Origin of the sequence: Nocardiopsis endophytica (genome assembly GCF_027706725.1) — a bacterium.
In the GTDB taxonomy this organism is placed as follows: Bacteria; Actinomycetota; Actinomycetes; order Streptosporangiales; family Streptosporangiaceae; genus Nocardiopsis_A; species Nocardiopsis_A endophytica.
Window position 1 is genome coordinate 29,336 of sequence record NZ_JAQFWQ010000046.1, and the last position, 20,159, is coordinate 49,494.

Sequence of the window (20,159 nt, forward strand, 5' to 3'; positions counted from 1 at the left end):
CCTTCGCCCGCCTCAGGCCAGGGCGGCGGCCGCGCCGACGAACACGCACACCAGCACGAACAGCAGGCCCAGCAGCGGCGCGACGAACCGCAGGTAGGCGCCGTAGCCCACCTTCGCCAGCGCCAGGCCGCCCATCACCACCGCGGTGGTGGGCACCCACAGGTTCATCCACCCCGAGGCGGCCTGCCAGGCGGTGACCACGATGTCGGCCGGGACCCCGGCGAAGTGCGCCAGCGGGGCCAGGACCGGCATCGCCAGCGTGGAGTGGCCCGAGGTGGAGGGGATCAGGAACGCCAGCGGCAGGTTCACCGCGAACACCAGCACCGCGAACACCGCCGAGGAGGTCCCCGACACCGCCGCCTCCATGGAGTGCAGCACGGTGTCGGTGATCCGCGCGTTGTTCATGATCACCGTGACGCCGCGCGCGGCCACGATCACCAGCGCCGGGCCGATGAAGTCGGCGGCGCCGCGCACCAGCGTGTCGGTGAGGCGCGCCTCCCCCATCCGGCCGACCAGGCCGACCACGATCGCCGCGACGATGAACAGCGCCGAGAGCTGCCCGAAGGACCAGTCGAGCTGCCAGGGGTAGGGCGCGGCGGCCGCGTCGCCGGTGACCACGCTCGCCCACGGGACGACCGCGAACACCATGAAGGCGAACACCAGCCCCATGAAGGACACGACGACGCGGTGGGTCGGGGTCAGCGGCTCGGGTTCGGCGCCCCGGGCGGCGTTTTCGGCCGCCCCGGCGTCCCCGGGCAGGAACCCGGTGAGCGAGCGTTCGGGGCGCGCCCGCACGCGCGCGGCGTAGCGCAGGACGTAGCCGATGGTGACGGCGGTGAGCACGGCCCACATCAGCAGGCGCAGCGGAAGCCCGTCGCCGAGGGACACCCCGGCGGCCGAGGAGGCGACCCCGGTGGCGAAGGGGTTGACGGTCGAGCCGAGCACGCCCACCCCGGCGCCCAGGATGATCGCGCCGGCCGCCGTCATCCGGTCGTAGCCCAGGGCCAGCACCATCGGGACGATCAGGCCGTAGAAGCCCAGGGTCTCCTCGGCGAAGCCCTCGATGGAGCCGAGCACCGCGAAGACCCCCATCACCGCCCCGACGAGCAGGCCGCCGCGCCGCCGCAGGCGGTGGGCCAGCCGGGCGATGGCCCGCTCCAGGGCGCCGGTCGCGAAGACCATGGTGACGAAGGCGCCGATGGCCAGGACGAACAGGAAGACGCCCGCGCTGCCGAACAGCTCGCCGGTGTTGTCCGGGCCGACCGTGCCGGTGCCGGGGTCGAGGATGCCGTACAGGCCGTTGACCGGGGACAGGAACAGGTCCATGAGCCGGTCGGTGAAGGTGCGGTCGGCGTCGATGCGCGCGTAGGTGCCCGCGATCGGCGCGCCGTCGGCGTCGCGCTCGTAGGCGCCGGGCGGGATGAGGAACGCGGCGAGCCAGACGCCGATGGTGACGACGGCCAGGACGGTGAGGGCGCTGGGGAAGCGCCACTCCCTGCTCACGCCTCCCCCCTCTCCCGGTACCGGCGCGCGTACTCGCGGAAGAAGACCGCCTCGGCCACCACCGCGCGCTTGAGCTCGTCCACCAGGACGCGTTCGTTGGGGGCGTGCAGGTGGGACTCGGAGTCCTGGGCGCCGAAGAGGAGGATCTCCGCGCCGGGGACGGCCTTGGCCAGCCCGGCCACGAGGGGGATGGCCCCGCCGCTGGCCATGTGCACCGGTTCGGCGCCCCAGGCCTCGCGCATCGCGTCGGCGGCGGCGCGGTAGGCGGGGCCGCCCGTCTGCGCGGCGAACCCGGACCCGGAGTCCCCGGCGTGCACGCTCAGCGGGACGCCGAACGGGCGCAGGCCCTCCAGGTGGCGGACGAGCGCGCGCTGGGCCTCGGCGGCGTCCTGCCTCGGGTGGACGCGGAGGTTGATCTTGGCGCGCGCGTAGGGGACGACGGCCGCGGCCGCGGTGTCGACGGCGGGTGCGTCCAACCCCATGACGGTGATGGCGGGGCCGGTCCACAGGCGGCGCCCCAGGCTCCCGGTGCCGATCAGCGGCGCGTCCGGCCGTACTCCGGCCATGCGGCGGAACTCGGCCTCGTCCAGGGTGGTGCCGTCCCACTCCTCGCTGAGCAGCCCCGGCACGGCCACGTTGCCGTCCGCGTCGTGCAGGGTCGACAGTGCGTGCAGGAGCGCGATGAGCGCGTCGGGCGCCGCTCCCCCGAACTCGCCGCTGTGGCGCGGACCGTCCAGGGTGCGGACCTCGACCACGACCTCGGCGTCGCCGCGCAGCGCGACCGTGAAGGTGGGCACGCCGGGGCGGACGTTGCCCATGTCGGCGATGACCATGGCGTCGGAGCCGAACAGCTCCGGATCGCTGGGCGGGTAGGTGTCGAACGGCCCGCCGTACTCCTCCTGGCCCTCGATGACCACCTTGACCCCCACGGGCGGGCGGCCGCCGAAGACGCGGAGCGCTCCGATGTGGACGAGGATGTTGGCCTTGTCGTCGGCGATCCCGCGCGCGCGGATGGCCGGTCCCAGCGGTCCGGCGTCGTACTCGGTGGGCTCGAAGGGCGGGCTGTCCCAGTGGGACTCGTCGCCGGGCGGCTGGACGTCGTAGTGGGCGTAGAGCAGTACCGTCGGGGCCCCTTCGGGGGCGGGCAGGGAACCGGTCACGACCGGATAGGAGCCGGGCAGCTCCAGGGCGCCGACGGACTCCATGCCCGCGGCGCGGAGCAGTTCGGCCACCTGGTCGCGGGCGCGCAGCACCGGCGCCTCCGGGTGGCCCGGGAAGGCGATGGAGGGGATGCGCGCCAGCTCCACCAGGTCCGAGCGCAGCCCGTCGGCCAGGCCTTCGACGGTCCGGGCGATGTCCCGCATACGGCTCCTCCAGGTCGGCGATGCCCGCATCCTGCCTGGCCACAGGCGGGGCGGGCCGCCCGCCGCGCCCTGGGCGCGGTACGCGGTCGGCAAAGAGTGGGTGTTGCCGCGGTCATGCGCCGGGAGTGGTGGAGACTGATCGCGGATCCATTCCGAACGTGTCGCGATCGAGAAGGGACACCGCCATGAGCGTGGTCAAGTTCAACGTGCTCACCGTGCCCGAGGGCGAGGGCCGGACGCTGGAGGAGCGCTTCGCCAAGCGGGCCGGGCTGGTGGAGGGGCAGCCGGGCTTCGAGGAGTTCATGCTGCTGCGGCCGGTGGAGGGCACCGACCGGTACCTGGTGTACACGCGGTGGAGGGACGAGGAGTCGTTCCGGTCGTGGCTGGAGAGCAGCGCCTTCAAATCGGGTCACGCGCAGGCGGCGGCGGAGGCGGCGAAGGAGGCCGGTTCCGCCGGGCACGGCCACGGGCACGGCCATGGGCACGGGCACGGCGGCCCCGCCGCGACGGGGAGCGAGCTGTGGGGCTTCGAGGTCGTGCAGCGGGTGAGCGCGGAGGACGGCGGGAGCGGGGGCGCGTAATGTCCTGACATCTCCCGCCCTGGGGATGACCAGGGCCGTGGTGTCCGGATTCGAGCCGTGGCGGATTTCTGGGATGCTGGGGAGCCCGCTCCCGCCCCGATTCCAGGAAGGTCCGCGCGTGCCCGAGCGTGCTCCGCAGTCCGGCGGTCGCCGCTACCGGCCGGAGGTGCTGGTCGGTCTGGCCGTGGTCGCCCTCGGCTGCGCCCTGCTGGTGGCCGACAACCTGCCGTGGATGCCCGGCCCGGGGGCGGGCCGGGGGGCCGCCGTCTCGCCGACGCCCTCCCCGAGCAGCGGGGGCGACGCCCAGGGCGGGCCGTCCGCCTCGCCCTCCCCGTCGTCGTCCCCCTCCCCGTCCTCCTCGCCGTCGCCCATCATGCGCTCGGTGGTCGAGGAGGTGACGAGCGCCGATGGTGAGCTGGAGGCCGTCGGGGGCGGCGCGGGACCCGTGGGCGACGGCCCGGTGGTCCGCTACACGGTCGAGGTGGAGAAGGGGCTGCCCGGCAAGGCGGAGGACTTCGCGGACGCCGTGCACGCCATCCTCGGCGACGAGCGCGGGTGGACCTCCAAGGGGCACTCCTTCGAGCGGGTGGAGGAGGGGCCGGTCGACTTCCGGGTGGCGCTGGCCTCGCCGGACACGGTCGACGCGATGTGCGCGCCGCTGCGGACCAACGGCTACACCTCGTGCAAGGCGAACGGGCGGGCGATCATCAACCAGAACCGGTGGGTGTCGGGGGTCGAGCACTTCGACGGGGACCTGGAGACGTACCGGATCTATGTGATCAACCACGAGGTGGGCCACGCGCTGGGCCACGGCCACGTCGGCTGCCCCGGCCAGGGGAAGCGGGCCCCGGTGATGATGCAGCAGACCTTGCGCCTCGACGGCTGCGAGCCCAACGGGTGGCTGGAGCCGTAGCCGCCGTCAGCCGGCTCCCCCGGTGGACTCCACCTCGCCTCCGACGGAGCGGATGAGGACCCCGTCCGGAGATTCGAGGGCCCAGTCGGCCGGTCCGCCGTCGGGGTCGTATCGCCCCGGGGCGGTGATGTGCCGCCCGTCGCCGAAGACCAGGCGCAGGTGCCCGGACGGGAAGGCCACGGACACCAGCACCTTGGTGCCGACGAGCGTCCGAAGGACGTCGGCGGCGTCACGCAATGCGAGCGGCGCGGCCCCGGGGGCGCGCGGCGTCCCCTTGGAGAGCAGGCAGTCCTTCGACAGCTCCAGCACGAAGGGCGGCGCGGCGACAGCGACACGGACCTCGCCGCCCCGCTCCTCGACACTCCCGACCCGAAGCCCCCGGAGCCCGAGGTCCCACCGGTCCTCCCTGAAGCGAACCATGGAGCTCAATTCTGCGGCAGGGTCAGCGTTCCTGCATCGCTCGGCCCAGGTCGGCGAAGGCCTGCCATGCGTCGCCTTGCGCGGTGATCGCCTCGACCTCGAACACCGACTCCGACGTCGGCGGGTAGCCGATCAGCTCGATCGACTTGCTCGGTGCGGGCGGGCGGTTGCGCGCGATCGCCTCGGCGGAGTCCCACAGGTAGACGGCGCCCCAGATCTGCTGCGCGGGATGGGAGAACCACACCTTCAGGTGCATCCCGTCGACCTCGGAGAACGCCTCCACGGCGTAGTCGCGGAGGTACTCCCGCAGCCCTTCCACGGTCCGCTCCGAGTCCCGCAGGTCCCAGGCGAGGATCATCACGTACACGGCGCACTCCGGAATCGGTGGCGGTCGGGGGTCAGGGGAACGGATGCGGGAACGGGTTGATGTCCGCATCGTCCAGGGGGCGGGGTGCATACCCCAACCGGTAGGGCACCTCGCGCAGGCGGGGCAGCCCGTGGATCCGGCGGTAGGCGTGACCGAACGTCATCGGCAGCATCCCGGGCACGAGCACCTTCACGCAGCTCAGCCCGGCGCGGCGGTGCTCCGACGTGGTCTGGTCCACGGCGACCACGTCCAGCCCGTCGGCCAGCAGCCGCCCGGCCAGCGCGAGCAGGTCCCCGGTCAGGTCGGCGCCGGCGATCGGCGGCCACTCCGGCGTACCGAACGACGCGCCGATCGGCACGCCGGGACGCGGTTCGGTCCCGGTGAGGAACCGCAGCCGGTCGAACACCCGGGAGTCGGCGTACAGCAGACCGTGGTCGGCCATCCGCTGCACCTGCTCCGGATCCGCCACCATCTCCCCGACCCGCTCGGCCTCCCCGGGGTAGGTGCCGATCAGCCCGTCCAGGATCGGGCCGAGCTCGGCGAGCGCGCCCAGCACGGCCCGCTCCGGCTGCAGGTGCGCGCCGGCCGCGCAGGACAGCCGCGGCCGGCTCTCGTCGCCGTCCAAACGGACCGCCATCGCCCACACGCTGGGGACGCCGTGGTCGAGCGTGGTGTCGTACAGCGACACCGCGTAGCCCTGCTCGTGCCGGATCTGCTCGACCAGCATGGGGATCGTGCGGTCGGCCGCCGAGTAGGGGTCGACCCTCGGGACCGGCAGTCGTGCGTACCACGTCATCAGGAACGCGTCCCGCTCCACCACTTCGAGCAGGCCATGCAGGACCGCCTCCTCCAGGCAGCTCCCGGTGGCGCCGCCGTTGGAGGACTCGAGCACGAACATCGGGTCGCGCCCGGGCTCCCCGCCGGTGCCGTAGTAGGCGAGCCGTTCGGGGACCAGGACCGGTCCGCGCCGGGCGAACGAGTACCCCTGCACCCAGCCGTACTCCCGGCCGGGGTCGAACGGCGTGCAGCCGAAGCCCTCCTGTGCGTACGACTCCGGCGGGTGGAGGCCGATCGCCGAGACGTCGACCGCCCGCTCGGCGACCTCGTGGTAGGTCGCGCGCACCACCTCGGGCCGGTCGCCCTGCCGCAGCCCGCCGTACCGTTCCAGCGCCTCGCAGATCGCGACCGTCTCACTGGTCCGGAAGTCGCGGGTCCGCCCGTAGCCGGACTCGGTGCTCTTGGACCGGTGCCGGTCGCGCAGCCGCATCGGCGCCCGTACCAGCGCCATCCCGGCCGTCGTCCCGTACTGCAGCTCGCGGATCAGTCCGGCCTCGGGCTCCACGAAGCGGGCGCGCAGGTCGGCGGGGTCGAGGTCGGGCCGCAGCCGGTAGGTGTGCGGGTCCGGCTTCGGCCGCGGACGCGACGCGACCGGCTCGCCGGGGCCGCCCGGAGGGGCGGCGGAGTGCTCAGCGCAGTCCGGGCAGCGCGGGTCGGGCAGGAACGGATGCCGGGACACTTCGAGCGTGCGCAGGTCGACGCGCAGGAACGCCTCCGCTGTGCGCAGGAGCCCGCCGTCGGCCGCCCGCGCGGCTTCGGCGGCGACCAGTGCGGCCACGGTGTCGGCGGCGAGCGGGGTCAGCAGCGTCGACGGGGTGGCGGCCAGCGTGTCGCGGTGCGCGGTGAACGCGGCGAGCGTGCCTTCCGGATCGGGGCTCGCCCGGTGCCGCCGCTCCTGCGCGCACCGCAGGCAGCCGCCTGCGCCGGGCCGTTCGAGCGGGCCGACGACCACGGTGCCGAGCTCGGTGCGCACCGGAAGCCACGGCACTGCGTGGTCGCGGGCCCACCGCCGCAGCTCCTCGTCGTCGCGCCAGCAGTCGCTGACCGAGACGGCGAGCTCCGGGGGCTCGGCGGCGACCGGCTCGCGGACCGCGCCGGTCACGGCCGCGGCCAGCAGGCCGGTGCCCTCGACGCGCACCCCTGGGGAGTCAGCCATCCGCCAGCACCACCTGCAGCAGGTTCGGCATACGCCGGGTCACCTCGGGATCGTGGTCGAGCGGGACGACGACCGGGTCGTGCCCGGTGGCCGCCACCGCGGCGGCGAGCCGGTCGAGCGTCAGCGGGGCTTCGTCCGGCCTGCGGCGGATCGGGCCGCTCAGGTGCGGCGGCAGCGGGTCCAGGGCGGGCGGCGCGTACGCCGGTTCGGCGTGCCGCCTGGACTGGTAGCCGAGCAGCGACTGTTCGAGCGCGTCCCGGAGCGCCGCTCCGATCGACGTGCCGAAGGCGCAGACCCTGACGGTGCCGTGTGGGCCCGAGCGGACCAGCACGCCCGGTACGCCGAGCAGCCCGCCGAGGTCGAGCACGGTGACAGGGTCTCCGGTGGCGTGCAGCAGCGCGCGGTAGCGGCCTCCGATCGGGTCCAGCTCCATGTCGTCCAGTGCGAGCGACGGCAGCGGCTCGCTCACGGAGCGGAGGGCGGCGACGGCCAGCGCGCGGCAGTGGTCCAGTAGCGCCTTCTCGACCGCCTGCTCCCAGCTGTACCCGGCGGCGGCGCCGGGCACCGGCCAGGTCCGGACCGCGCCGTCCAGCACGGGGAACGCCTGCCGCGCGGGCACGTCCCGCGGCGTACCGTCGAGGAGCCGGAGGCCGCGCACCGTCCCGCCCGACAGCCGGCGCGGGTCCACCGCGAGCGAGCCGTAGACCGCGTATCCGCGCAGCGCGGCGTCGTAGCGGGCCGCCGCGAAGTCCGGCCCCGCGCCGACCACGCGCACCGGGCCGCCGGCGAGCGCCATCGGGTCGGCGACCACGGCCTCACTGACGTGCACGGGGAACTGCGCGTAGCCGCGCTGGGCGATCTCGGCGAACACGCCGGCGTGGTCGTCGACCAGGGGCGCGGTACGGCGGGACAGCTCCTCCTCGGTCAGCCGTTCCCCGGGGGTCGGGTCTGCGGGCGGCGGGAACTCCATCGGGTGCGGCAGGAAGGCGTGGTGGGCGGTCTCCAGGTCGGCGTACCGGATGCTCGTCAGCCGGTCGCGCTCGGCATCGTCGGCGACGCCGGTGGCGACCCGGAACACCCGCTGTACCAGCTGGTTCGCGACCACCGTGAGGTGCTCGGCGGGCGGCGCAGGGGCGTCTGTGGGCCCAGGCCGCAGCGCCGCCAGCCGCCGCCGACCGCTCGCCCCGTCCGCGGCCGTGCTCGCGACCGGGCCGAGGACGGCGCGGTCGCCCAGGTGTGCGGCGTATCCGATCAGCGAACCGGCGCAGCGTTCGCGCACCCGGCGCACCAGCGGGAGGTCCGGCCCGTCGGAGACCAGCAGCACGATGCCGCCCGCGTCCCCGTCGGGCGGCTCGGCGTCGGACGAGACGACGCTCGCGGCTCCGGACCGCTCGCAGGCCAGGGCGACCGCGTCCGCCAACGGGCCCTCACCGACCACGAGGACCGTGCTCCCCCGGTAGTCGCGGAGCGCGGCGTCCGGTGACTCCCGGAAGTATCCGAGGTAGCGCTCCTCCGGGGTGCCGCCGCCGGGGGGCTCGTCCTCCAGCTCGCGCAGCACCCCCGCCTCGACCAGCGCTCCCACGACCCGCTCCAGCATCGGCCGGTGCCGGTCGTCCAGCCGGGAGGCCAGGTCCTCGAGGCCGAACCGCCCGTCCAGGAAGGGCTCCAGCCGGTCCAGCCACGCCGCGATCGAGGTGCCCTCGAACGACACCGGCCCGTGGTGGGTCAGGAAGGCCAGCCCGGTCGGCGTGGTCGCGCGGTAGACGTCGCGGCGCAGCACCAGCCTCATGCGCGGCTCCCATCCGTACCGGGCCGGGTGCCGAGCATGAACTCCCCGACCGTGCCCTCGGCCAGCGGGTCGATGCCGGTGGCGGCGGCGAACTCCTCGGAGTCGCCGGTGCCGACCGCGCACGCCGCCAGCCCCATCGCGGTGGCCACCATGTACATCACCTGGAACAGGACGCCGACGTGCTTGAGGATCAGCGCGTAGCCGAAGGCCTCGTACTTCCACATCACCCGCCCGAACCGCGCGGTGACCAGCACCAGCACGTGCGGCGGCGCGGGGATGCCCTGGAGCGCCTGGTTGACCCCGGTGATCCGGCGCAGCGCGGCCGGGTCGGCGGCGACGCGCTCCAACCGGTGGCCGTCCTGGTCGTACCGGTACAGGCCCGGTTCGAGCCCGTCCACCCGGCGGACGAGGGGGTACAGCTCCAGTTCGTAGGCCGCTCCGCCGGACGGGTACGGGCGGCCCAGGAACTCCGTGCCGTCCTGCTTGGCCTTCGCCCGGGTGCTCGCGCACCGGTACAGGAACTCGGCCAGCTGCCGCTCGGAGAGGGGGTGCTCGTCGTCGTACGCGCGCTCGGAGGTCCGGTCCTCCAGCACCGCGGTCAGCGGCGGGTCGGTCGCGCGCAGGGCGGCGAGGTCGGGGCGGTGCAGGTCGATGCCCGGCCCGGCCGGCGCCCGCAGCGGGGGGAGCGGGGCGGCGACGCCCTCGAACCGCGCCGTCCTGCCGATGTCCTCGCCGAGCGTCCGCCGCCCGCCCAGCCTGCTGTGCGTGTGGAACCACAACTCGTGCGGGCTCCACTGCCGCATCCGCAGGTCGTCGGGGGCGTGGTCGGCCTCCGCATCGAGGACGCCGGCGTGCGCGAGGTCCTCGAGGAACCGGTGCACGACGGCGGTGTCGAGGTCCTCGGCCAGCTCGACCGCGTCGGCGCCCCCTGCCAGACGGCTCACGGCCGCGACCGCGCGCGGGTCGTGCAGGCGTACGTCGTGGGCCGCGCCGGGCACCGCGAGCACCAGCTCACCGGCGTCCGGCGCCAGCACGGCATGGCGGGACAGGCGCGCGGGCGACGGCGGGGCCGGGCGCTCCCGCCCGGGCGCGCGCAGCGGCTCCAACGTGTAGAGCGGGGTGCCGGAGGCGGGGGCGGCGACGGTGACGCGCAGCCAGCCGGCGGGCCGCAGCCGGTCCACCAGCCCGGTGCCGTCGAGCTCCTCGGGGCCGCACCGCCCACCGGACAGGCGGTCCAGTGCGCTCCGCTGCTCGGGGGACAGGGCGCCGAGCGGCTCGACGTGCGGCCAGCGGATCAGGTGCACCCCGCCGGACTCCGAGGTCGCCGCGTGCACGCCGGTGCGCAGGCTGAACAGCTCGGTGACGGCGCCGCTCATCCGGCCGCCCCGGAGATCACCTCGACGGACGTCCTGCCGTAGTGGCGCTCGGCGGTGTTCGCCGCGAAATGGCAGAGGGCGTGGCGCTCGATGGGGCTGATCCCGAGCCGGGTCAGTTGGAGGTAGGCGTAGTTGATCAGCTGCCGGAAGACCGAGAAGTCGTCGCCGCGCATCCGCTCCAGCGCCGCGGGGTTGGCGACCAGCGCGCGGTGGAACTCGCTGGACAGGTCCTCGAATCTGCGGGGCTCCACCGGCGGCAGGTAGAGGCGGCCGTCCTCGACCAGGGCGCGCACCGCCGCCTCGATCGGGCGCAGCGTGTCCACCCAGCGGCGGACGAACGGCACCGCCGTGCGGGTGCCGTCGAGGGTGGCCAGCACCCCGGTGAGCTCGGCGGCGAAGTGGTCGGCGTTGCGGGCGTACTGCGCGTCCCACTCGCGACGGCTCTCGGCGCCGCCGGCCGCCGCGTGCAGGAACGCCTCCGTGTGCGAGCGGAACGTCACGAAGTCCCGCTCCAGCCCGTCGGCGGAGAACGCCTCCACCGTCGCGAGCAGCAGGGCGAACGCGAGCCGCCGCCGCTGCGCAGGGTTCGGGGTGGCGGCGATCGCGTCGAAGGTCAGCGGCGTGGTGGCGACGTGGAAGCGGGCCAGCATCTCGGCGGTGTCGGCATTGCCGTGCACGTGAAGGCGCTCGTCGTAGGCCGCGGGGACGATCGTGTTGTTCGGCGGCCACGGGCCCAGGGGGCCGCGCTCGCCTTCGAGGGCCGCCAACCGCTCGTGCAGCGGGAGGATCGCGGCCGGATCCAGCTCGGTCGTGGACGGGTGCGCGCGCAGGAACCCGCCCACGATCTCGTCGGTGGCGGGCAGCACCAGCCGGTCGTACACCGCGTCGTCGGCGCGCACGTGGAGTCGCAGGTGCGGACCGAGCCGCCAGTGCGGGACGAAGTAGGCCTCGGGCACGTCCTCGGCGAGCCGCTCGAACAGCGGACGGACGCCCTCCAGGATCAGCCGGTCCCGGTCGTCGTCATGGTAGTGGACGTGGATCGCCCGCCACGGCATGCCTCTCCCCCTCTTCCCCCTCTGTGTCGCGCACCGCGCGCATCGCGAGCACGCGGACATAGCTCTCGTCGGCCAACGACAGCCCGATCCGGTTGCAGAACAGGTGCGCGCAGATGTCGATGACGGGCAGCACGCTGGCCGGTGTACCGGGCGGCAGCGGACCGGCGCCCTCCCACGCCCGGGCCGGGGGCGTGAACCGGCCGGCCGCGGCCTCGGCGGTCAGCACCCGCTTCAGCCGGTCGACCGACCCCGTCCATTCGGCGAGGTCGCCGCGCCCCTGCCGCCCGGCCACCGCACGCAGCCGCCCGGTCAGCGCGGTCAGCGTGGACCGCTGCCGCTGCCATCGCCGTTCCAGCTCCGCCTGGTCCAGCTCGCCGCCGATCGGGATGCGGGTGTCCATCTCCGCCCACGCGGACCGCCACGCCGGGTCGTCGCGGAAGCCCAACCAGGCGAGCACCAGCAGCGAGTAGGCCGCGGTGAACCGCTGATCGTCGTCCAGACCCCCCGCGAGCAGGCGCAGCGCCAACCGGCTGGACTCGGCGAAGTGCCGCTCGACCGCCGCCATCGCCGCCCCGGTGCCGAACCGGTGCCGCTCGCGCACGTAGGGCCGGAACTCGACGGAGTTGTTCGGGCGCAGTTCGGCGTAGGCCTCAAGCCCTTCCCATCCGGCGATCCGGGCCGCCGAGCGCTGGTATTCCGTCGGCTCCACCCGGTCGGCGGCCGGACGCTCGGCGAGGTACCGCTCGAACCGGCCGCGCACCAGTTCCCCGACCTCGGCTCGCGCGGAGGCGTCCCGGGGAAGGACACGGAACCGCAGGTGCGGCCCGCCGTCCCAGTAGCGCAGGAAGAACCACTCGGAGGCGAGATCGCGCTCCCGCAGCTCGGCGACCAGCGGCGCGACCGCCTCGACCAGCAGGGGGTCGAGCCGGTCGTGGTAGAAGACGTGCGCGGCGAGCCAGTCGGCCTCGGTGTGCTCAGCCATCGGCGCCCCGTTCGGGGTCGCGTTCGGGGATCTCCACGACGAACTCGGCGACCCGCTGCTCCCCGTCGTGCGCGGTCGGCGCGTCGCCCGGCTCCGGCAGCGCCTCCTCGATCAGGAGTACGGCGGTGTCCGGGTCGGCCGCCAACTGGTCGAACAGCTCGACCAGGAAGGGGTTTCCGGCATCGACGTACAGCGGCTTGCGGGACTTGCGGAACGCCCAGTAGGGCAGCGATTCCGCGGCCAGCTCCTGGTCGAACAGCGCGGCGCCGAGCGCGCGGACGAAGCAGGTGCGCGGCATGCCGTGCTCGTGGAGCCAGTCGAGCAGCCGGTAGAGGTGGTCGGCCGGGCGCTCCCCCGGGCCGCGGACCGGGGCGAGGCCGGCGGGCACCAGCCAACTCGCGCGGCGGAGTACGACGTGGCCCATGCGCAGCCTCGGCTGGTGGACGAGCCGGTCGGGGACCCCGGTCTCGGCCAGGTCGCTCAACAGCGTGACCGCGGGGTGCTTGAGGTAGCTGCCGCCGAACACGTGCGTGAGCAGACGGGCGGCCGGGGGCAGCAGCGAGTCGGCCATCGTGCCCAGGTGCAGCGGCGTCACCGGGCGGCCGAGCGACTCCGACTCCAGCCGGGGCAGCTCCCGCTCTGCGTCGAGGGTGACGACCAGATCGTGCAGGGCGATCCGCGCGTGTTCCGGGGCGGCGGTCACCACGCCGGGGTAGTCGAGTTCCCGGTCGGCGGTCGGCCGCTTACGGTTCAGTCCCGATCCGAACGCTCCGGCGAGCTCGGCGGTCAGGGCGCCGTCTCCGGCGGTGGTGACGCCGAGCGGTTCCGGTCGGGCACCGGCCGTCTCCAGCTGGCGGTGCAGCCGGTTGCGGCCGCGGCCGAAGCCGGTGGCGGCGGCGTTCAGCACCAGGTGGGCGGAGGGGTGGGCCGAGGCGTCGGCGGGACGGCCGGGCACTTGCTGGACGAAGCACACGAGCGAGCGCGGCGGCCGGATCCACGCGGGCCAGCCGTCGGTCATCGCGGCGATCCGCGCGGGGTCGGTGTACAACTCGCCGTCCATCTCGCCGTCGCTCCCGCCCTCGGTGAGCAGGGCGCGCGCGGCCTCGTCCTGCAGCCGGTAGAGCTCGCGCACTCGGTCCAGCCCGCTGGACCGTCGCAGCAGGGGGTTCGTGGTGAACGCGAGCTCCATCGCGGACCGCAGCTCGTCGGCGTACGGCCCTCCTCCGTCGATCTCCTCGTGGATCGCACGCTGCAGGTCGACCACCGGCAGGCGGCAGCCGGGCCCGAACCGGGCGGCCAGGAAGGAGCCGAGCACCAGCCGCAGCGGCGCGACCGGGTCGTGGACGGCCAACCAGCGGCGCACGACGTCGAGGTCGTCCAGCGCCGACCGCCACTCCGGCAGCGCGCACTCCGCGGGTACGCCGGTGTGGACGGCGTTCTCGTGCAGGGTGATCCGGTCCGGCTCGGCGTCGGTGAGCGCGGCGGCCGTCTCGCGGACCGCGCGCGCCCGGGCCGTACCGGCGTCGAGGTCGGCGGGCGGGACGGTCCGGCTCAGTTCAAGGTCGAGCGTGCTCGCCGACTTCCGGCACGCCTCGAAGCCGTCCGGCGCGGCGCGCTCGAGCCAGTCGGCCAGCTCCGCGAACGGCCGTTCGGCCTGGTCGGCGACGGGCAGCTGCGCCTCCAACAGCCCGCCGGCGAGGAGCTTGTCGACGTACCGGCGGACCGCGTCGGGGTTCCCGCCCGAGCGGCCGAGGTGCGCGCACAGCTCCGAGACCGTGAGCGGCCCGTGCTCGCCGACGGCCCGCAGGACCGCGGCCACCGTCGCCGAAGCGGGCAGCGACACGATCGGCTCGTCCCGGCTCGGCGCGAGGAACCGCACCGTGCCGTCGCGTTCGGTCGCGCTCGGGTTCACCCGTACGACGAGCTCACCGGCCAACCGCGGGTCGTGCGCGAGCGCGTCGCGGACCCGCTCGAAGACGAGCCGGTCGGTTTCGAGCAGCACCCGCGCCTCGCCGGGATCGGGGAGGCGCGTCGCCGGCCGGTCGGTCCACCGGCCGAGGCCGCTGATCGTGAACGTGCTGTTGGGGCTGGTCTTCGCGGCCGCGCGCGCGACGTACTTGACCAGCCGGTCGATGCTCTTCCGGCGCGGCCGGCGCCCGGGGTCGGCCTGCCATTTCCGCAGCACCGCGTACAGCGGCGGGCTGGACAGGGAGAGCGCGTGCAGGAACAGCGGGTCCGCGGTGACCTCCCGCAGCCGGTTCCGGGCCGCGCGGGTCTCCGCCTCGAACACGCCGCGGGCGTCGGCGAGGCGCGTGTGGTGGGCGCGCAGGCGGGTCACCCAGTCCGCGACCCGGTCGCGCAGCCCGTCCGGCAGCAGCGCCGCGATGCCGTCGTTCCACTCGCGTGCGCCGGGCACCCGGGTCTGGAACACGGCCCGGCGCAGGCCCACGAGCCCGGGCCTGGCGGCCGGATCGGCCAGGCCGCCGATCACCGGGTACAGCTCGTCCGACAGCAGTGCGCCCCGCTCGGTGAGCCGCTCGCGGTCGGCGCGGCACGCGTCGAGCAGGGCGATCGACTCGGGGCACCTCAGGTCGGAGAGCGCGGACAGCGGGAGGCCGGCGATGCGCACGGCGGGCGGGTCGGTTGCTGGCAATACGGCTCTCGTCCCTCTCCTGCTGGGAGCCTGGGGGCGCCCGCGCCGGCGGGGCCGTTTCCGGCACCCACCGGCGCGGGCGGATCACGCAGGGGTCGTCGTCAGGAACACGAGCAGCAGGAACCCTGGTCCAGGCTGCAGCACGACGCGCCGTTCTCCGGAAGACCGTGTCCGGCGGTCAGCGATTCGACGGTGAGGCCCTTCGACGTCAGCGAGAACACGTCCATGGGCAGGTCGTCGACCTCGAAGTCCACTTGGTCCGGGCTGTCAGGGGATTGCATTGACCACTCCTTTTGCCGGCACTCTCCAGCTACCGCGGGCCGCGGTCGAAAAGAAAGGACGGGATACCGGTCGGCTGTGAAGGGCGCGGCATTCACCGGCACGGGAACACAATGCACCAAGGAAAGCGCGGATCGCCTTTCTCAGCCCCCCTCCGCCCCTCGAACCGCCGCCTGCGGGCCGCCGGACCCGCATGCCGCAGGATCCGGCGTTGGCCGGGAGCGTAAGCGAGATACGGACGAGTCGTCAATACCGGAAATTTCCCCCGCTGGTCAGGCGCTACCAGGCCACCGGAAGCCCGGTCGAGCCCACCGCGAGCCGGGGATCGCGGGGCCGGATCTCCTCCGGCGGAACGGCGGGGCGCATGGCCGGAAAACGCCCGACCAGGGTGTGGAAAAGAATGCTCAGCTGCATGCGGGCCAGCGGCGCGCCCAGACAATAATGCGCACCGGCACCGAAGATCAGCGTGGACTTTCCGGACCGGCGCACGTCGAGCCGGTCCGGCTCGGCGATGTGCCGCTCATCATGGCTCGCCGCGTGGATGTCGAGCAGCACCAGCTCGCCCTTCCGGATCGTGGTCCCGTCGACGGTGACGTCGGTGGCGGCCCAGCGGGGAATCCCGAACGGCGTCCGTGTCCCGGCGGCCGTGATCGCCGAGAGGCGGAGCAGCTCCTCCACGGCGTTCTCGACCAGCTCGGGGTCCTCGCGCACCGCGGCCCACTGGTCGGCGTCGGCCGACAGCCTCACCAGCGAGTCGTCGATCGCGTCCATCGTCGGGCCGACGCCCGCGAGCAGGACCAGGCAGGCCACCCGGGTCAGCCGCTCCATCGTCCAGCTCTCGGGGTCCTCGGCGTGCGCGGCCGCGAGATCGGTGGGCACATCACCGCGCGGCTCGGCGGCCCGCCGCTGAAGGAGCGTCCCGACGTACGCCGAAAGGCCGGTGATGCCGCGCACCATCCGGCCGGGATCGTGGTCGCTGATCGCGTCGTGCAGCCATCCGTCGAAATCCGCGCCCTCGTCGTCGGGGACGCCGAACAGCTCGCGCAGCACCAGCGGCGGCAGCGGAGCCGACACCAGGCGGTGGAAGTCGGCGGGTCGCGGGGCCTCGGCGAGGTCGTCGAGCAGGCCGTCCACGATCGCCTGGATCCGCGGCCGCAGTCCCGCGAGCCGGCGCGCGGACATCGAGCGGCCGACCAGCCTCCGCATCCGCAGGTGCTCGTCCGCGGCGTCGGGCGTCCACTGCTGCGGCGGACCGAAGGGGCCGGAGTCGAAGCAGCGCGGGGCGCCCGCCGGATCCTCGTGGTAGACGTCCAGGCGCGGATCGGTGAGCAGCCGCCGCACCGTGCCGTGGCCGCCGACCAGCCAGGCCGGGTGGCCGCTCGCGGTGGTGGTGCGTCGGACCTCGCCGTCTTCCATCACGCCGCCCCCGGAGCCGAAGAGAACTCAAAACAGGACCGCCACCCAACCAGGCGGGCCGAGGACCCGCAAGCGGTCGGCGCCGCCCGCATTGAAGGCTTCGGCCCGTCTCGGGCTAACGCTCGAACGCCTGGGCGACGGCGAGGCTGTCCTCGTAGATGTGGAACCGGGTGACGCGGCCGTCCTCAACGGTGAGGTGCAGGGCGAACCGCGCGCGGTAGGCGCGTCCGGTGGGTCGGGCGGTCCGGCGGATCTCGCCGAGCACGACCGCGTCGCCGCCGTCGATGAGGATGCGCTCGACCTCGGTCGCCGCGCCCTCGGCGACGTGGTGCTCGGCGAGCTCACGGAAGTTGGCGGCGGCGTCGGCCGGGGTGGACCGGTGGCGGATCCACGGAGTGGCCGGGCGCCCGTGCTCGGCCTCGGGCCAGTCCAGTTTCCAGTCGACGTCGTCGGCGAACAGTTCGGCGATGCGTTCGGTGTCGCCCTCGCCGATCCTGTACAGCAGCTCCTCGGCCACGGTGCGCGTGCTGGTGGGCATCGCATCTCCTTCTGTTCCGGCCCGCGTCGTGTCGTCGCCGATCTTGGCAGCGCGCGTGGAACACGGCGATTACCTCTGAGGTAAGGCGGGAGCGGAGCACTGCCGTCGGCGGAACCGTGTCGTAGGGGTGAACTAGTGTTCGACGCATGTCCGACTCCTTCTCCGCGGTTCCGGGACTGAAGTACATCGCCGACTGGCTGGCCGCCGACGCCTGCCGGGACCTGCTCTCGGAAATCGACGCGGCGGAGTGGTCGGCGCAGTTGAAACGGCGGGTGCAGCACTACGGCCGCCGTTATGACTACGGTCGCCGCAGCGTGGCGGGCGATGGGCGGGACGACGCCCCGCCGCTGCCGCCATGGGCCCACGCAATGGCCGCCCGCCTCGCGGACGAGGGGCTGATGGACCGGGAGGCCGAGCAGGTGATCGTCAACGAGTACCTGCCGGGGCAGGGGATCAGCGCCCATGTGGACTGCGTGCCCGCTTCGGCCCGGTCGTCGCCGCGGTGTCGCTGGGGTCGGGGTGCCTCATGGACTTCACCGATCCCGAGGACGGAGCGAAGGCGGCGGTACCGCTCGCGCCGGGCGGCCTGCTGGTCATGACCGGCCCGGCACGCTACACCTGGCGCCACGCCATCGCCGCCCGCAAGAGCGACCCCGGCCCCGCCGGCCGCGTCCCCCGCGGCCGACGCGTGTCGGTGACCTTCCGGACCCTTCTGGAGTCCGACCGGTAGCCCTCACTGAGCCGGGTGGTCAGGCCGTATCCGTGCGTGCCTCATCGAGCAGGCGCAGCAGCCAGCGGTCCACACCGCCATCGCTGCGGTCGAAGTCGAAGTGGCGCAGCCAGCGCGCGCCCAGCAGAACCGAAGCCGTCCCGCGCGACACCTCGTCGGTGACCAGCTCGGACAGCTGTTCCGGCGGCGGCACGTCGGTCAGGCACAGCCACCCGACCGCCGCCGCCAGACGTGTCCCGGGCGGCTCGCCGGCGTCTTCCCACACGCTCTGTGCCCAGCGCATGCCCTCGGCACGGCTGCCGTAGGTGCTCATCCGTTCGGCGATGGCGAGAACGAGGCCGGCGCATACGGCGGCTTGGGCCTCCCGGCTCAACTGCCGGCGCAGCAGCGCCGTCGGCGTCTCCCCCGCAGCCGCGGACGCGGTGGCCAACGCGAAGGCCGCACACGCACGCGTTCCGGCGTCGGCATCGGCGAGGAGCCGCGCCAGCAGCGGGGTGTCGGCGGCCAGCGCATCCCGCGCCGCCTGCTGCGTCCAGTTCATCGGGTACCCGCAGTTGTCCACCATCAACGCGGTCTCCCCGGCGACGGCGTTGAGCACGTCGGTGCGCAAGGTGCCGAACGGGTTATCGCGCCCGGCCGCCACCGCCACGGAGACGAGGCCGACGCGGCGCGGGGCCGGTGCGTCGACCGCCGAGCGCAGCAGGAACGGGATGCAGAACGGCGCCGCGACGCTACTACCGCCCTGATGACAGATCTTGTTGTCCAGGTGAATGAGGGCCTGCTTCGCGGCCGCGTCGTCACCACCGCGGACCTGAGCAAGCAATTCCGGAACATCCGTGGCCCACCCGTAGGCATGGCAGAGCCGATCCCACGGCACGTCGCCCATCACCGGACCGCCGGGGCTCGCGTACAGCCGGGCCACCTCCACCCGAACGTCCCAGATGGGCCGCGCCGTGCCGTGGTCGTCCTCGTACCACAACGAAGTGAGGTCCAGGGCGGCGGCATCGTCGTCGCCGAGAGGTACGCCCCAGACCGGCCCCGGGCCTGGAGTACCGGCATCTTCAGTGACGTCGGGGGTGCCCGCCATGGACTCTCCTTTTGTCGGCATCGTCGCCTATGGGCCAAAGATTATGGCGAAGGCCGACGACACCGAGGCACGCGATGAACCCGCCCGGCGAGGGGCCCCGCGATCCCTCGCCGGGCGGGGCGGCCGCCCTCCCCCTCCGTGCAGGGGCGGCCTGGGAGGCCGCCGGTCCGGGGGCGTGGACCGGCGGCGGGCCATAGGAGAGCGGTGGCCCGCCCACCGCGCCGCCCGGCATCGGGGCAGGGCATCGGGCGCGGCGGGTGCACTTCCGCCCGCGGTGATCAGGTGTTCGGGGCCCTCTGCACGATGGCGTTCGCGGCCTGACGCCTGAGGGACGGCTCCAGCAGCGCGGCGAGGTCGATGCGCTCCTGTGCGGCCGCCTCGGCTTCGCGCGCGTCGCCGTCCTTCACCTTGGTCGGCGCAAGGCCCAGGTACCGATCGGCGGTCCCCAGGAGAAGGGCGAAGACCTCCAGGTCGTGACAGGCGAGCCCGAAGCCGTGGACCGCGTGTTCGGCGGTCGACCGGCCACCTGAAGCGTCTGCTCGCTGATCATCCAGAGGAACACCATTGATTAAGCAACTCCACGACCTGGATTTCCGCAAGTCGAGCTACAGCGTCGGCAAGGGCCAGGACTGTGTAGAGGTCGCCGACCTTCTCAAGGGGGCGGCCGTTCGGGACAGCAAGAACCCCGAACGCGGGCATCTCGCCTTCAGCGCTGACGAGTGGAGCGCCTTCTTCCAAGAGATCAAGACCGACAGACTCTAGGCGCAGTACGAAGGCCCCGGCGTACGCCGGGGCCTTCCTGCTGTACCTGAACAGCATTCCCAAGGAGAGGCTGCCCCGCCCCCAGGTGGATGGCCACCACGCCGACCACTAGGGATGGGGTGGCCAAGGGGACGGGCGGAACAGCAGGTACCCCGCTCACGCTCCTTGGCCGGGTGGCGGCCGACCGGAGTGTGAGGTGGAGGGCAGCGACGACGAAGGTCAGTGGCCCGCACCGCAGCGCTGTCGGGTGCCCGGCGTGTGCGTGGTCGCCGTTGTCGGCGGCGACGGCGACAGCAGGGTGGTTCTCGGCCCTGCCTGCCGGGCGCCGGGCCCCTCCGCGATGATCTCGGG

Annotated in this window: 20 protein-coding genes; 5 read left to right on the forward strand and 15 right to left on the reverse strand. The window is 73.9% G+C overall.

Features of this window, described 5'->3' with window-relative positions; genetic code table 11:
• Positions 1 to 12: 12 nt before the first annotated feature.
• Together O4J56_RS16755 and O4J56_RS16760 are read right to left on the reverse strand one after the other, a co-directional pair.
• The gene (locus O4J56_RS16755; protein ID WP_270686810.1) at positions 13 to 1,503 is read right to left on the reverse strand and encodes a YfcC family protein; all 1,491 of its coding nucleotides are present in this window, start codon (positions 1,501 to 1,503) and stop codon (positions 13 to 15) included.
• Positions 1,500 to 2,867 carry a M20/M25/M40 family metallo-hydrolase gene (locus O4J56_RS16760; protein WP_270686812.1) on the reverse strand — a complete coding sequence of 456 codons (1,368 nt, stop codon included), beginning with the start codon at positions 2,865 to 2,867 and terminating at the stop codon, positions 1,500 to 1,502. The genes O4J56_RS16755 and O4J56_RS16760 overlap by 4 nt, the downstream gene beginning before the upstream one ends.
• Before the next feature lie 185 nt (positions 2,868 to 3,052).
• Here O4J56_RS16760 and O4J56_RS16765 point away from each other — a divergent pair, with 185 nt between their 5' ends.
• Entirely contained in the window at positions 3,053 to 3,448 is a 396-nt protein-coding gene (locus O4J56_RS16765; RefSeq protein WP_270686813.1) for an antibiotic biosynthesis monooxygenase family protein, read from the forward strand.
• Between the two features lie 118 nt (positions 3,449 to 3,566).
• Positions 3,567 to 4,361 (forward strand): DUF3152 domain-containing protein, encoded by a 795-nt coding sequence (locus O4J56_RS16770; protein ID WP_270686815.1) that lies wholly within the window; start codon positions 3,567 to 3,569, stop codon positions 4,359 to 4,361.
• A gap of 6 nt (positions 4,362 to 4,367) precedes the next feature.
• Here the strand turns inward: O4J56_RS16770 and O4J56_RS16775 are convergent, their stop codons facing one another.
• The 11 genes from O4J56_RS16775 to O4J56_RS16825 form a co-directional block, all read right to left on the reverse strand.
• Positions 4,368 to 4,781, reverse strand: coding sequence for a hypothetical protein (locus O4J56_RS16775; protein ID WP_270686816.1), 414 nt, complete (start codon positions 4,779 to 4,781; stop codon positions 4,368 to 4,370).
• Positions 4,782 to 4,803: 22 nt separating this feature from the next.
• Complete coding sequence (locus tag O4J56_RS16780; protein WP_040726693.1) at positions 4,804 to 5,139, reverse strand: hypothetical protein; 336 nt, start codon at positions 5,137 to 5,139, stop codon at positions 4,804 to 4,806.
• Positions 5,140 to 5,179: 40 nt separating this feature from the next.
• Positions 5,180 to 7,141, reverse strand: coding sequence for a TOMM precursor leader peptide-binding protein (locus O4J56_RS16785; RefSeq protein ID WP_270686817.1), 1,962 nt, complete (start codon positions 7,139 to 7,141; stop codon positions 5,180 to 5,182).
• Complete coding sequence (locus tag O4J56_RS16790) at positions 7,134 to 8,930, reverse strand: hypothetical protein (RefSeq protein WP_270686818.1); 1,797 nt, start codon at positions 8,928 to 8,930, stop codon at positions 7,134 to 7,136. The genes O4J56_RS16785 and O4J56_RS16790 overlap by 8 nt, the downstream gene beginning before the upstream one ends.
• Positions 8,927 to 10,306: a SagB/ThcOx family dehydrogenase gene (locus O4J56_RS16795; RefSeq protein WP_270686819.1), complete on the reverse strand. Its 1,380-nt coding sequence runs from the start codon at positions 10,304 to 10,306 to the stop codon at positions 8,927 to 8,929. Before O4J56_RS16795 ends, O4J56_RS16790 begins: the two co-directional genes overlap by 4 nt.
• Complete coding sequence (locus tag O4J56_RS16800) at positions 10,303 to 11,361, reverse strand: thiopeptide maturation pyridine synthase (RefSeq protein WP_270686821.1); 1,059 nt, start codon at positions 11,359 to 11,361, stop codon at positions 10,303 to 10,305. The genes O4J56_RS16795 and O4J56_RS16800 overlap by 4 nt, the downstream gene beginning before the upstream one ends.
• Positions 11,327 to 12,343: a thiopeptide-type bacteriocin biosynthesis protein gene (locus O4J56_RS16805; protein WP_270686822.1), complete on the reverse strand. Its 1,017-nt coding sequence runs from the start codon at positions 12,341 to 12,343 to the stop codon at positions 11,327 to 11,329. The genes O4J56_RS16800 and O4J56_RS16805 overlap by 35 nt, the downstream gene beginning before the upstream one ends.
• Positions 12,336 to 14,996, reverse strand: coding sequence for a lantibiotic dehydratase (locus O4J56_RS16810; protein WP_270686823.1), 2,661 nt, complete (start codon positions 14,994 to 14,996; stop codon positions 12,336 to 12,338). Before O4J56_RS16810 ends, O4J56_RS16805 begins: the two co-directional genes overlap by 8 nt.
• Before the next feature lie 101 nt (positions 14,997 to 15,097).
• Positions 15,098 to 15,277 (reverse strand): thiomuracin/GE37468 family thiazolyl RiPP peptide, encoded by a 180-nt coding sequence (locus O4J56_RS16815; protein ID WP_017625652.1) that lies wholly within the window; start codon positions 15,275 to 15,277, stop codon positions 15,098 to 15,100.
• Between the two features lie 277 nt (positions 15,278 to 15,554).
• Complete coding sequence (locus tag O4J56_RS16820; RefSeq protein WP_270686824.1) at positions 15,555 to 16,691, reverse strand: cytochrome P450; 1,137 nt, start codon at positions 16,689 to 16,691, stop codon at positions 15,555 to 15,557.
• A 115-nt stretch (positions 16,692 to 16,806) separates the two neighbouring features.
• Positions 16,807 to 17,229: a nuclear transport factor 2 family protein gene (locus O4J56_RS16825; protein ID WP_270686825.1), complete on the reverse strand. Its 423-nt coding sequence runs from the start codon at positions 17,227 to 17,229 to the stop codon at positions 16,807 to 16,809.
• A 146-nt stretch (positions 17,230 to 17,375) separates the two neighbouring features.
• Here O4J56_RS16825 and O4J56_RS16830 point away from each other — a divergent pair, with 146 nt between their 5' ends.
• Together O4J56_RS16830 and O4J56_RS16835 are read left to right on the forward strand one after the other, a co-directional pair.
• Positions 17,376 to 17,828, forward strand: a complete 453-nt coding sequence (locus tag O4J56_RS16830) for a 2OG-Fe(II) oxygenase family protein (RefSeq protein ID WP_270686834.1) — start codon at positions 17,376 to 17,378, stop codon at positions 17,826 to 17,828.
• The gene (locus tag O4J56_RS16835) at positions 17,756 to 17,959 is read left to right on the forward strand and encodes an alpha-ketoglutarate-dependent dioxygenase AlkB (RefSeq protein WP_270686827.1); all 204 of its coding nucleotides are present in this window, start codon (positions 17,756 to 17,758) and stop codon (positions 17,957 to 17,959) included. The genes O4J56_RS16830 and O4J56_RS16835 overlap by 73 nt, the downstream gene beginning before the upstream one ends.
• Positions 17,960 to 17,978: 19 nt before the next feature.
• Here the strand turns inward: O4J56_RS16835 and O4J56_RS16840 are convergent, their stop codons facing one another.
• Positions 17,979 to 19,046, reverse strand: a complete 1,068-nt coding sequence (locus tag O4J56_RS16840) for a hypothetical protein (RefSeq protein WP_270686828.1) — start codon at positions 19,044 to 19,046, stop codon at positions 17,979 to 17,981.
• Between the two features lie 278 nt (positions 19,047 to 19,324).
• A complete protein-coding gene (locus O4J56_RS16845) occupies positions 19,325 to 19,453 on the reverse strand; it encodes a hypothetical protein (RefSeq protein ID WP_270686830.1) in 129 nt (42 codons plus the stop codon).
• Between the two features lie 157 nt (positions 19,454 to 19,610).
• Here O4J56_RS16845 and O4J56_RS16850 point away from each other — a divergent pair, with 157 nt between their 5' ends.
• A complete protein-coding gene (locus O4J56_RS16850; RefSeq protein ID WP_270686831.1) occupies positions 19,611 to 19,808 on the forward strand; it encodes a DUF397 domain-containing protein in 198 nt (65 codons plus the stop codon).
• Positions 19,809 to 20,159 lie beyond the last annotated feature (351 nt).

Coding starts and splice junctions, on each gene's coding strand:
- O4J56_RS16760 (WP_270686812.1), bottom strand. CDS start 2,867: ATGCGGGACATCGCCCGGACCGTCGAAGGCCTGGCCGACGGGCTGCGC.
- O4J56_RS16765 (WP_270686813.1), top strand. CDS start 3,053: ATGAGCGTGGTCAAGTTCAACGTGCTCACCGTGCCCGAGGGCGAGGGC.
- O4J56_RS16775 (WP_270686816.1), bottom strand. CDS start 4,781: ATGGTTCGCTTCAGGGAGGACCGGTGGGACCTCGGGCTCCGGGGGCTT.
- O4J56_RS16780 (WP_040726693.1), bottom strand. CDS start 5,139: ATGATCCTCGCCTGGGACCTGCGGGACTCGGAGCGGACCGTGGAAGGG.
- O4J56_RS16785 (WP_270686817.1), bottom strand. CDS start 7,141: ATGGCTGACTCCCCAGGGGTGCGCGTCGAGGGCACCGGCCTGCTGGCC.
- O4J56_RS16790 (WP_270686818.1), bottom strand. CDS start 8,930: ATGAGGCTGGTGCTGCGCCGCGACGTCTACCGCGCGACCACGCCGACC.
- O4J56_RS16795 (WP_270686819.1), bottom strand. CDS start 10,306: ATGAGCGGCGCCGTCACCGAGCTGTTCAGCCTGCGCACCGGCGTGCAC.
- O4J56_RS16800 (WP_270686821.1), bottom strand. CDS start 11,361: ATGCCGTGGCGGGCGATCCACGTCCACTACCATGACGACGACCGGGAC.
- O4J56_RS16805 (WP_270686822.1), bottom strand. CDS start 12,343: ATGGCTGAGCACACCGAGGCCGACTGGCTCGCCGCGCACGTCTTCTAC.
- O4J56_RS16815 (WP_017625652.1), bottom strand. CDS start 15,277: ATGCAATCCCCTGACAGCCCGGACCAAGTGGACTTCGAGGTCGACGAC.
- O4J56_RS16820 (WP_270686824.1), bottom strand. CDS start 16,691: ATGGAAGACGGCGAGGTCCGACGCACCACCACCGCGAGCGGCCACCCG.
- O4J56_RS16825 (WP_270686825.1), bottom strand. CDS start 17,229: ATGCCCACCAGCACGCGCACCGTGGCCGAGGAGCTGCTGTACAGGATC.
- O4J56_RS16830 (WP_270686834.1), top strand. CDS start 17,376: ATGTCCGACTCCTTCTCCGCGGTTCCGGGACTGAAGTACATCGCCGAC.
- O4J56_RS16835 (WP_270686827.1), top strand. CDS start 17,756: ATGGACTTCACCGATCCCGAGGACGGAGCGAAGGCGGCGGTACCGCTC.
- O4J56_RS16840 (WP_270686828.1), bottom strand. CDS start 19,046: ATGGCGGGCACCCCCGACGTCACTGAAGATGCCGGTACTCCAGGCCCG.